This window comes from Clostridium paraputrificum (assembly GCF_900447045.1).
Classification (GTDB): domain Bacteria; phylum Bacillota; class Clostridia; order Clostridiales; family Clostridiaceae; genus Clostridium; species Clostridium paraputrificum.
Genome location: NZ_UAWH01000019.1, coordinates 1 through 12,619 on the forward strand (window position 1 = coordinate 1; position 12,619 = coordinate 12,619).

The window sequence follows — 12,619 nt, forward strand, 5'->3', positions numbered from 1 at the left end:
CGCTTGCGCTAAGTGTTCCCTTAACCTTCCAGCACCGGGCAGCGTCAGCCCCTATACATCAGCTTTCGCTTTAGCAGAGACCTGTGTTTTTGCTAAACAGTTGCTTGGGCCTATTCTCTGCGGCCTGCTCTCACAGGCACCCCTTCTCCCTAAGTTACGGGGTCAATTTGCCTAGTTCCTTAACTGTGATTCTTCCGCGGCCTTAGGATTCTCTCCTCATCTACCTGTGTCGGTTTGCGGTACGGGCACTACATCTCTCTCTAGATGCTTTTCTTGGAAGCATGGAATCAAGTACTTCGGTTCCGTAGAACCTTCCCCATCACGCCTCAGAATTGTTAGATGGATTTGCCTTCCTAACTCCCTAAACGCTTAGACTAGCATCCAATAGCTAGCACACTCTATCCTTCTCCGTCACACCATCGATAATAACGATCAGTAGTGGTATCGGAATATCAACCGATTGTCCATCGCCTACGCCTTTCGGCCTCGGCTTAGGTCCCGACTAACCCTCAGCGGACGAACCTTCCTGAGGAAACCTTAGATATTCGGCCTGTGGGATTCTCACCCCCACATCTCGCTACTAATGCCAACATTCTCACTCGTAATCAGTCCACCGCTCCTTACGGTACGACTTCAGCCCGATTACGACGCTCCTCTACCGCTCACACATAAGTGTGAACCCGTAGCTTCGGTGGTAAGTTTGAGCCCCGGACATCTTCGGCGCAGGATCTCTCGACTAGTGAGCTATTACGCACTCTTTTAATGAGTGGCTGCTTCTAAGCCAACATCCTAGTTGTCTTAGAAATCCCACATCCTTTTCCACTTAACTTACACTTTGGGACCTTAGCTGACGATCTGGGCTGTTTCCCTTTTGACTACGGAACTTATCTTTCGCAGTCTGACTGCCGGACTAATAGTATGTGGCATTCGGAGTTTGATAAGGTTCGGTAAGCGCTATGCCCCCTAGCCCATTCAGTGCTCTACCTCCACTACTCATATCCGACGCTAGCCCTAAAGCTATTTCGAGGAGAACCAGCTATCTCCGAGTTCGATTGGAATTTCTCCGCTATCCACAGCTCATCCCATGCTTTTTCAACAGCAACGTGGTTCGGTCCTCCACGGGGTTTTACCCCCGCTTCAACCTGGCCATGGATAGGTCACCCGGTTTCGGGTCTACGGCATGCAACTAGTCGCCCTATTAAGACTCGGTTTCCCTTCGGCTCCGTACCTTAAGTACTTAACCTTGCTACATACCGTAACTCGTTGGCTCGTTCTACAAAAAGCACGTCATCACCCTCATAAGGGGCTTTGACCGGTTGTAGGCACACGGTTTCAGGTTCTATTTCACTCCCCTCCCGGGGTTCTTTTCACCTTTCCCTCACGGTACTGCTTCACTATCGGTCATCAGGTAGTATTTAGCCTTGGGAGGTGGTCCTCCCTGCTTCCCACAAGGTTTCACGTGTCTCGTGGTACTCTGGATCAGAACTTGATTATTATGAATTTCACTTACGTGGCTATTACACTCTATGGCTTGACTTTCCAGTCATCTTCAATTATCCATAACTTCTCGTTAATGTTCTGTCCGCAACCCCGGAAATAAATTTCCGGTTTGGGCTCTTTCCCTTTCGCTCGCCGCTACTAAGAAAATCGATTTTTCTTTCTCTTCCTCCAGGTACTTAGATGTTTCAGTTCCCTGGGTTTACCTTCCATAAGCTATGTATTCACCTATGGATACATGGGGTTTCCCATGTGAGTTTCCTCATTCGGAAATCTTCGGATCTCTGGCTATGTGCGCCTACCCGAAGCTTATCGCAGCTTATCACGTCCTTCATCGGCTCCTGATGCCAAGGCATTCACCATGCGCCCTTTGTAGCTTGACCTATTGTCATGATATTAGTTTTAAAACTAAGTTACAAAGAATATTTCTTGGCTATGTTGTATTAACATATCTATATAATTATGTGCAATTTTCAAAGAACATTTGAGCAAACTTGGTCGCTCAAAATTGAACAGAAAGTTAAAAAACAGATTCTAATTTGTACTAGTCAAGCTTCTTGCTTGCTAGATTTCTCCATAGAAAGGAGGTGATCCAGCCGCAGGTTCTCCTACGGCTACCTTGTTACGACTTCACCCCAATCGCTGACCCTACCTTAGGTGGCTTCCTCCCTTACGGGTTAGATCACCAACTTTGGGTATTGCCAACTCTCATGGTGTGACGGGCGGTGTGTACAAGGCCCGGGAACGTATTCACCGCGACATTCTGATTCGCGATTACTAGTAACTCCAGCTTCATGTAGGCGAGTTTCAGCCTACAATCCGAACTGAGACCGGTTTTATAGTTTTGCTCCACCTCACGGTATTGCATCTCGTTGTACCGGCCATTGTAGCACGTGTGTAGCCCTAGACATAAGGGGCATGATGATTTGACGTCATCCCCACCTTCCTCCCGGTTAACCCGGGCAGTCTCGCTAGAGTGCTCAACTAAATGGTAGCAACTAACAATAAGGGTTGCGCTCGTTGCGGGACTTAACCCAACATCTCACGACACGAGCTGACGACAACCATGCACCACCTGTCTTCCTGTCCCCGAAAGGACTTCCCACATTACATGGTAATTCAGGAGATGTCAAGTCTAGGTAAGGTTCTTCGCGTTGCTTCGAATTAAACCACATGCTCCGCTACTTGTGCGGGCCCCCGTCAATTCCTTTGAGTTTTAATCTTGCGACCGTACTCCCCAGGCGGAATACTTAATGCGTTAGCGGCGGCACAGAGGTCATGACAACCCCTACACCTAGTATTCATCGTTTACGGCGTGGACTACCAGGGTATCTAATCCTGTTTGCTCCCCACGCTTTCGAGCCTCAGCGTCAGTTACAGTCCAGAAAGTCGCCTTCGCCACTGGTGTTCTTCCTAATCTCTACGCATTTCACCGCTACACTAGGAATTCCACTTTCCCCTCCTGCACTCTAGATTTCCAGTTTGGAATGCAGCACCCAGGTTGAGCCCGGGTATTTCACATCCCACTTAAAAATCCGCCTACGCTCCCTTTACGCCCAGTAAATCCGGACAACGCTTGCCACCTACGTATTACCGCGGCTGCTGGCACGTAGTTAGCCGTGGCTTCCTCCTTGGGTACCGTCATTATCGTCCCCAAAGACAGAGCTTTACAACCCGAAGGCCGTCATCACTCACGCGGCGTTGCTGCATCAGGGTTTCCCCCATTGTGCAATATTCCCCACTGCTGCCTCCCGTAGGAGTCTGGGCCGTGTCTCAGTCCCAATGTGGCCGATCACCCTCTCAGGTCGGCTACGCATCGTCGCCTTGGTGAGCCGTTACCTCACCAACTAGCTAATGCGCCGCGGGCCCATCTTATAGCGGATTGCTCCTTTAATTGCTACTTCATGCGAAGCTACAATCTTATGCGGTATTAATCTTCCTTTCGGAAGGCTATTCCCCTCTATAAGGCAGGTTGCCCACGTGTTACTCACCCGTCCGCCGCTAATCCGTTCCCGAAGGAACTTCATCGCTCGACTTGCATGTGTTAGGCACGCCGCCAGCGTTCGTCCTGAGCCAGGATCAAACTCTCAATAAAAAGTTTAATCTTGCTACTTGATTTCTCAAGTTTACTCGTAAAAAAGAATTGCTGGTTTTTAACTTTATATTCTGTTCAATTTTCAAAGACCAATTTGTGTGTCGCACTCAAGCGACTTTTTTATTTTATCACTTAACTTTGTTATTGTCAACAAGTTTTTTTGATTTATTTTCTTACTTGTTGGCGTCACAACCAAGCGACGAATCATATCTTATCATATAAATAAAACATCATTAATATAATATTAGTTATTTAATTAAATTATTCATATCTTTTTCTATTTTTCTTAATAATTCTATAATTATTAAATATTGATACACCAGGTTCAGTTTGTTTAATAAACACTTATTATCTCTTCATTTTTATCTATTATTAAACAATAAAGAGCATGATAATTAATATTATCATGCTCTTTCATTGCTATATATATTGTCTTTTTTTCATAACTACTGGCCAAGATTTAGATCCAACATAATTTTTATCTTCTAATATCTGTGTGCCTTTATCTACTATTATCCTCTCAAGCTTAGCTTTTTCTCCAATAACAACATCCTGTAATATTACACACCCATCTATTGTTACATCTTTTCCTACATAAACACATCTAGATATTATACTGTTTCTTACTTCCCCTTCTATATAACATCCATTTGCAATTATAGAATTTATCACTTTACTGTCCCTTGTGTATCTAGTTGGAGCTTCATCTTTTGCTTTTGTATATATTGTACCACCATTATAGAATAACTCCCTACTTACTTTTCTTTTAAGTAAATCCATATTTGTATAGTAGTAACTAGTTAAAGAGTTAATGCAAGAAAGATAACCATTAAATTTATAGGAACCTACATTTAATCTATCTAAATTATCATGTATAAATAATTTTATTTTTTTATAACTTCCTCTTTTAACACATTCATTTACTATATCTATAAATAGATAAGTAGGCATTATATACATCTCCATACTTATAGATGCTAAATTATCCTCTCCCACATTCTTACCTATAGACTTAACTTTACCTTCCTCTACATTTACCACATCACACCCAAGAAAAGATTTATTTGCATTATTTATATCTTTATATATAACAGTTATATCATTTTTATTTTTTATATGATGCATAAGTACGTCCCTATAGTCAATATTACATATCATATATGATGACGCTAATAAAACATAATCTTTTCTACTATTTTTTATAAACTCTATATTATCATAAAAATTATCAACATCATTAACAAATGGCTCCTCATCACCAAAGTTAAATACCTTTAGTCCATCCTTCTTTCTATGAAGGTCCCATGGTCTCCCATTAGTTAAGTGATCCATTAGTGATCTAGATTTATTTTTTGTAAATATTCCTATACACTCAATCCCAGAATTAGTCATGTTTGAAAGTACAAAATCAATTATCCTATATTTAGCTGCAATAGGAACTGAAGCTAACGGTCTATTTCGAACTAGCTCGTCCATCCTTTTTTCATTCTCATCTAAGTTTATTATCCCAACACAATTGTTCATTAATTTCCCTCCTTTCATAGTTTTATATTGTACTGCAGGCTTCTACTAAACTTCCTGATTTAACCTCTTCACTAGATGCTATTACAGCTATTTCATTTCCATCGCCTATTCTGCAACCTTTTCTTATTATTGCATCACTGCCAATAATAGCTTTTTCAATAATTACATTATCTCCTATGGATGCATTAGGCATTATTACTGAATCCTTTATAATTGCCTTTTTTCCTATCTTAACACCTTGAAATAAAACAGAATCCTCTACATTTCCATATACAGTGCACCCTTCTACTATAAGTGAATTTTTTATTAGTGCTTCTTCTCCTATATATTGAGCTATACTTACTTGATTAGATGAATATATTTTCCACTCTTTATCATAAAGATTTAATTTATTATCCTCATCTAATAAGTCCATATTAGCTTCCCATAAGCTTTGGATTGTTCCAACATCTTTCCAATACCCTTCAAATGGATATGCCATCATTTTAAGATTATCTTTTATCATTTTGGGAATAATATTCTTACCAAAATCATTACTTGAAAATCTATCCAACTCATCTTCCCTTAAATATTTTTTTAATGTCTTCCAATTAAATATATATATTCCCATAGATGCTAAAGTACTTTTAGGCACCTTGGGCTTCTCCTCAAACTCATAAATAGAATGATCTTCTCTTGTATTCATAATTCCAAATCTACTTGCTTCATCAATTGATACATTAATTACTGCAATTGTTGCATCCGCATTACTACTTTTATGTTTTTCTAGCATTTCATCATAATTCATTTTATATATGTGATCACCAGATAAAATTAATACATACTCTGGATTATAACTATCAATAAATTCTGTGTTCTGATATATTGCATTAGCTGTACCTTTATACCAATTGCCACCTTTTTCTTCTTGATATGGGGGTAATATTCTCACACCGGCATCTCTTCTATCTAAATCCCATGGGCTTCCTATTCCAATATGAGCGTTTAATTCTAATGGTTTATATTGTGTTAAAACTCCAACAGTGTATATTCCTGAATTAGAGCAGTTACTCAATGGAAAGTCTATTATTCTATATTTGCCACCAAATGGTACTGCTGGTTTAGCAAGCTTCTTCGTTAATACTCCTAATCTAGATCCCTGCCCCCCTGCTAAAATCATTGCTACTATCTCACTCTTACCCAATCATTTCTCTCCCTTCTAATCTTCTTATTCTTCACTATAACAATATGAATTCAATCATACTAATATACATATTATTTACATTTATTTCACAAAAAAATACAAGGTTTCTCTTTATAAACCTTGTATTTATCACACTTTAAAATTATTTTTATCCTTTTAAACCTTTTTTATTTGCTTTTATTCTACATAATATATTAACTATAAATTCTTATATATAAGTTCAGGGCCCCATATACCTGTAGCATATTGTTGTATTGTCCTATCAGAAGAAAAAACACCTGAATGAGCAATATTAATGCCACAAATCTCTTGCCACTTATACATATCTTTAAAAATACTATCTACCTTTTTGTTAGTTTCAACATATGAATCAAAATCTTTTAAAACATAAAACTCATCATTAAAAATTGTTAAATGATCATATATACTTCTAAACTTTTCTCTATCCTTAGAGTATTTACCATTAATCAAATCATCTATAACATTCTTTATACTTTCGTTTTTATTGTATATATCTTGTGATGAATATCCTCCATTTTCTATATAGCTTAGTACTTGTCTTGCTGTAAGCCCAAATATAAATATATTATTATTTCCAACCTCATCACTAATTTCTATATTAGCACCATCTAAAGTAGCTATTGTTATAGCTCCATTCATCATAAATTTCATATTTGATGTTCCTGAAGCTTCTTTAGTTGTGGTGGATATTTGTTCACTTAAATCTGCGGCAGGTATAATCTCCTCTGCTAATGAAACATTATAATTTTCTAGAAATACTACCTTTATCTTTTTATTTACTAATGGATCATTATTTACCTTATCTGCTATAGCATTAATAAGCTCTATTATATTCTTTGCAAGATAATATCCTGGTGCTGCTTTTCCTGCAAATATAAAGGTTCGTGGATGAATATCTAAATTAGGATTATTAGTAAGCTTATTATATAAATCCATTATTCTTAAGCAGTTAAGAGTCTGCCTCTTATATCCATGAATTCTCTTAACTTGCACATCAAATATAGAAGATGTATCAACTATAATACCATTCTTTTTATAAATCTTTTCAGCTAATCTCTCTTTATTTTTTTTCTTTATCCTTTCCAATTCTTCTTGTACACCTTTATCATAAGTAAACTTTTCAAAATTTATTAAGTCTGTAGGATGTTTTATAAAACTATCTCCTATAGTATTACAAAGAAGATTTGTAAGCCCTGGATTACTCCTTAACAACCATCTTCTATGAGTAATTCCATTAGTCTTATTATTAAACTTATTAGGATAGAAGTAATACAGATTTTTCATTTCTTCTTTCTTTAAAATCTCAGTATGAAGTTTTGCTACCCCATTCACACTATGACTACCTACAACTGCTAAATTAGCCATTCTAACTTGACCATCTGCTATTATGGCCATATCTGATATCTTTTCCCACTGTCCAATATATTTATTCCAAAGGTCTGAACAGAACCTTTCATTTATCTCTTCAACTATCATATATATACGAGGTAATAATCCTTTAAACATATCTATAGGCCACTTTTCTAGAGCTTCAGCTAATATTGTATGATTAGTATATGATACTATATTAGTAGTAATTCTCCATGCCTCTTCCCAGCCTAATCCCTCTTCATCTAATAATATTCTCATCAATTCTGGAATAGCTAGTGTTGGATGAGTATCATTTATATGAATTGATATTTTTTCATCTAAGAATTTTATATTTCCACCATGCGCTTTATAATGTCTTATAATACTTTGGATACCAGCAGATACAAAAAAGTATTGTTGTTTTAATCGAAGTATTTTTCCTTCATAAAATGAATCCTCTGGATATAGTACTTGTGATATTGATTCTACTGAGTTTTTATATTCTATTGCTTTGAGATATTCTCCACTACTAAATGATGAATAATCAAATTCATTAGATACAGTTTCCGCACTCCAAAGCCTTAATGTATTAGCAACATTATTTTCATATCCTACAATTGGAGTATCATATGGAACAGCTAAAACAGGTTCATAGTTAATTTGAGTAAATACTATTCTGCCATCTATATTTTCTACCTTAACTTCTCCACCAAACTTTACTACTTCACTTTTTTCAATTTTTCTTCTTTCCCACACGTTACCTTGACGTAACCAATTATCTGATAGTTCAACTTGTTTTCCGTCTATTATTTTTTGCTCGAAAAATCCATACTTATATCTTATTCCACAGCCATGTCCAGCAATACCTAAAGATGCCATAGAATCTAGAAAACATGCTGCTAATCTTCCTAACCCACCATTTCCTAGCCCTTGGTCTTCTTCTAATTCTTCTAAGTCCCTCAAATCTATATTTAACTCTGCTAAAGCTTCTTTACATATGTCAATCAAACCTAAATTCATTAAGGTATCTCCAAGCAATCTTCCTAAAAGAAATTCCATAGAGAAATAATAAATTTGCTTTTCTCCAGTTTTATTGTATCTTTTATTAGTATCTAACCATAACCAACTTACATAATCTCTTATTAAACTCCCTAGGGCTTCATACCTTTGCAGGTTATTACCATTTTCTATCTCGTCTCCATGAATATCCTTATACTTATTCTCATAAGCTTTCTTAAATGTATTTTTATCTAATGCCAACTTTTAATCCCTCCTATAATCAGGTTCTTGTTGTCTCCACATATAGCTGTTGGTATTCATTAGCAGATTTATCCCAGCTATTATTTGAATTAAGTGCTTGTCTTACAATTCTGCTCCATTCTTCCTTTTTTTTATAGAAGCTTAATGCATACTCTACTATCATCAACAATTCCTCTGCATTATAATTTGTAAAACTAAATCCATTTCCTAATTCATTGTATTGATTATAAGGGAAAATTGTGTCCTTTAACCCACCAGTCTCTCTTACTATAGGAATACTTCCATATCTAAGTGCTATTAATTGCCCTAATCCACAAGGCTCAAATAAAGAAGGCATCAAAAAGAGGTCACTACTTGCATATACTTTGTGGGCTAATATATTATCAAATTTAATATTTGCTGATACCTTATATTTATATCTATATTGTAGGTTTTTAAATTTATCTTCATAGTACCAATCACCAGTTCCTACTATAACTAATTGAATATTATTCTTTAATAGCCTATCTGCAATACTAATTATCAAATCCATTCCCTTTTGATTAGTTAGTCTAGAAACAATGCCTATCATAGGTATTTCTTTATTTATTGGTAATCCAAGCTCTTCTTGTAACCTAATCTTGTTCTCTTGCTTATCACTTAATACATCCTCTTGAAAAAGCTTATAAATATTAAAATCTTTATAAGGGTTATATTCTTCATAATCTATGCCATTTAATATTCCTTTAAGATTATAATTATGTTCTCTTAATAATCCATCCAACTTCTCTCCATACTCTGGAGTTTTTATCTCTTCTGCATAACTATTACTTACCGTAGTTACCTTATCTGAATAATTAATTCCACCTTTCATAAAACTAATACATTCATAAAATTCTAAACTCCCATTATTATATGGTTCCATATCATACCCAAATAAATCTGGTAATACTTCTTTTGGAAAAATTCCTTGAAATAAAATATTATGAATGGAATATATAGTTTTTATATTTTTATAAAGTTCATCTTTTGAATACTCCAACTTTAGTAAAACTGGAATCATTCCTGTTTGCCAATCATTACAATGTATGATATCGGGTATCCATGCTATTTCATTAATGAACTCTAGGACAGCTCTATCATAATATGCAAATCTTTCTCCATCATCATAGCACCCATATACTTCATCTCTTCCAAAGTAGTACTCATTGTCAATAAAGTAATACTTCACTCCATTATGAGTACATTCAAAAATACCACAGTATTGATTTCTCCATCCAACCTTCACCATAAACCATTTAACAAAGCTAAATTTATTTTTTAAATCTTCTCTTATTCCTTTATATTTTGGTATTACGACTCTTACATCTAACCCTTTTTTACTTAAAGCTTTTGGAAGAGCCCCAACAACATCTCCCAAACCTCCAGTTTTAATAAATGGATTAGCCTCTGATGCTACAAGTAATACTTTCATAATTATTTTCTCCCCCTTTTTCTATACCTAAAATTAATGTTGCCATAGGTGGAACCTTAATCTGTATGCTATATGGCTGATTATGAAATTCTATTTCTTCTGGAACTAAATTTACTTCTGACATAACTTGTCCAGACCCTCCATATTTTTCATCATCACTATTAAATACTTCTATATAGTCTGATTGTAATGGAACTCCAATTCTAAAGTCATACCTTACAACTGAAGTAAAATTGCATATAAATATTAAAGTATCTTCTTTACTTTTTCCTCTTCTTATAAATGAAACTATACTTTGATCTTTATTATCTGCATCTATCCATTTAAAGCCATCTACATCATAGTCTAATTCCCATAATGCTTTATTATTTAAATAAAATTTATTAATATCTTTAATAAACCTCTGAGTCTTTTTATGCATTGGAAACATATCAATAAGCTTCCACTCTAATTGCTCATATTCTCTCCATTCTATAAATTGAGCAAATTCACTTCCCATAAAATTTAATTTCTTTCCCGGATGTCCAAGCATATAACTAATTAATAATCTATACCCAGCAAACTTGCTCCAGTAATCTCCTGGCATTTTATCAACTAAAGACTTCTTCCCATGTACAACTTCATCATGTGAAAAGGGCAATATAAACCTCTCTGAATAGTTATACATTAATGAAAAAGTCAATTTATTATGATGATACTTTCTATATATAGGGTCTTTACTAGTGTATTCAAGTACATCATTCATCCATCCCATATTCCACTTAAAGTCAAATCCTAACCCACCATCAATAACCTTTCTTGATACTTTAGGCCATGCCGTTGATTCCTCAGCTATCATAATAGTTTTTTCATTGTTTTCTTTTATTGCTGTATTTAAATCTTTTAAAAATTGAATCCCCTCTAAGTTACAATCAGTACCATACTTATTAGGAACCCATTCACCATATTCTCTTCCATAGCTTAAGTAAATAATATTAGATACAGCATCTACTCTTAATCCGTCTATATGAAATTCATTTATCCAATACATAGCATTTGATATAAGAAAACTTTTTACCTCTGGTCTCCCTAAATCAAAATTAAAAGTTCCCCAACCTTTATTATCAGCTTTCCAATACTCCTCATATTCATAAGTTGGACTTCCATCAAACATATATAAGCCATGTGCATCTTTACAAAAATGACCTGGTACCCAATCTAAAATAACTCCAATATTATTTTGATGTAGTTTATCAACTAATTTTTTAAACCCTTCAATATTTCCGTACCTAGTTGTTAATGAATAATATCCTGTACATTGATACCCCCAAGATGCATCAAGAGGATGTTCGCATAAAGGCATAATTTCAACATAGTTATAACCCATTTCTGTCAAGTAATCTGGTAATACTTCACTTAATTCTTCATATGTTAAAAACTTATTATTATCTCTCCTCCAAGATCCCAAATGAATTTCATATATATTAATAGCAGTATTATATATATCTTTTTTACTTTTTTCCTGTATCCAATTATTATCTAACCATATATATTCTTTAGGACTATATGTAATTGATGCTGTATTGGGTCTTACTTCAGAACATATAGCATAAGGATCAGACTTAAAAATAATTTTATTATCCATTGTCTTTATAGCATATTTATACTTAATACCTTCCCCTAGTTTAGGTAAAAATCTACTCCATAAGCCACCTTTGGATATTAGTTTCATTTTATAGTTGTTATCCACATAAAAGTTATTAAAATCTCCAACTATCCACATTTCTTGTGCATTAGGTGCCCAAGTTGTAAATTGAATTCCCTTAATACCATTAGATTCGCATGCATGAGCTCCCAATAATTTATAGGATTTATAATTCATTCCTTTATGAAACATATAAATTTCATTATTCTCCATTCATAATCCTCCCTTTTTAGTACTGCTCTTTACATAGTATTCAAAAAGAAGAAAACTTATTAATAAACTTTAAATAAATAGCAATTTATCATTTGCAATCGTTATAAATTAAAAGAGATATGTATAAACCATATCCCTTTTCCTATTTTATATAAATTTATATAACCAAAAAAAGAATAGCTATTGCTATTCTTTTTATAACTTGGCAACGTCCTACTCTCCCACACAGTCTCCCATGCAGTACCATCGGCGCTATAGAGCTTAACTTTCCTGTTCGGTATGGGAAGGAGTGTTTCCTCTATGCCATCATCACCAAATATTCTTTTTTCAGAGTTGTTC

5 protein-coding genes and 3 rRNA genes are annotated in these 12,619 nt (G+C 35.1%); all 8 read right to left on the minus strand.

Annotation, left to right across the window (positions count from 1 at the left end):
- A 23S ribosomal RNA gene (locus DR024_RS16855) occupies positions 1-1,880 on the minus strand; the annotation flags it as partial.
- 197 nt (positions 1,881-2,077) lie between these two features.
- Positions 2,078-3,592 (minus strand): 16S ribosomal RNA (locus DR024_RS16860).
- Positions 3,593-4,012: 420 nt separating this feature from the next.
- On the minus strand, positions 4,013-5,116 hold the full coding sequence (glgD, locus tag DR024_RS16865; RefSeq protein ID WP_027099193.1) for a glucose-1-phosphate adenylyltransferase subunit GlgD: 1,104 nt from the start codon (positions 5,114-5,116) through the stop codon (positions 4,013-4,015).
- Between the two features lie 22 nt (positions 5,117-5,138).
- Positions 5,139-6,299 (minus strand): glucose-1-phosphate adenylyltransferase, encoded by a 1,161-nt coding sequence (locus tag DR024_RS16870; protein WP_027099194.1) that lies wholly within the window; start codon positions 6,297-6,299, stop codon positions 5,139-5,141.
- A 198-nt stretch (positions 6,300-6,497) separates the two neighbouring features.
- Positions 6,498-8,930, minus strand: coding sequence for a glycogen/starch/alpha-glucan phosphorylase (locus tag DR024_RS16875; RefSeq protein ID WP_027099195.1), 2,433 nt, complete (start codon positions 8,928-8,930; stop codon positions 6,498-6,500).
- 19 nt (positions 8,931-8,949) lie between these two features.
- Entirely contained in the window at positions 8,950-10,383 is a 1,434-nt protein-coding gene (gene glgA / locus DR024_RS16880) for a glycogen synthase GlgA (RefSeq protein ID WP_027099196.1), read from the minus strand.
- Positions 10,352-12,280, minus strand: a complete 1,929-nt coding sequence (gene glgB / locus DR024_RS16885; protein WP_051196028.1) for a 1,4-alpha-glucan branching protein GlgB — start codon at positions 12,278-12,280, stop codon at positions 10,352-10,354. Before glgB ends, glgA begins: the two co-directional genes overlap by 32 nt.
- A 200-nt stretch (positions 12,281-12,480) precedes the next feature.
- Positions 12,481-12,597, minus strand: a 5S ribosomal RNA gene (gene rrf / locus DR024_RS16890).
- Positions 12,598-12,619: the final 22 nt, after the last annotated feature.

Excerpts from the sequence above, each read along its gene's own strand:
- glgB (WP_051196028.1), bottom strand. The coding sequence starts at position 12,280 with ATGGAGAATAATGAAATTTATATGTTTCATAAAGGAATGAATTATAAA.
- glgA (WP_027099196.1), bottom strand. The coding sequence starts at position 10,383 with ATGAAAGTATTACTTGTAGCATCAGAGGCTAATCCATTTATTAAAACT.
- glgD (WP_027099193.1), bottom strand. The coding sequence starts at position 5,116 with ATGAACAATTGTGTTGGGATAATAAACTTAGATGAGAATGAAAAAAGG.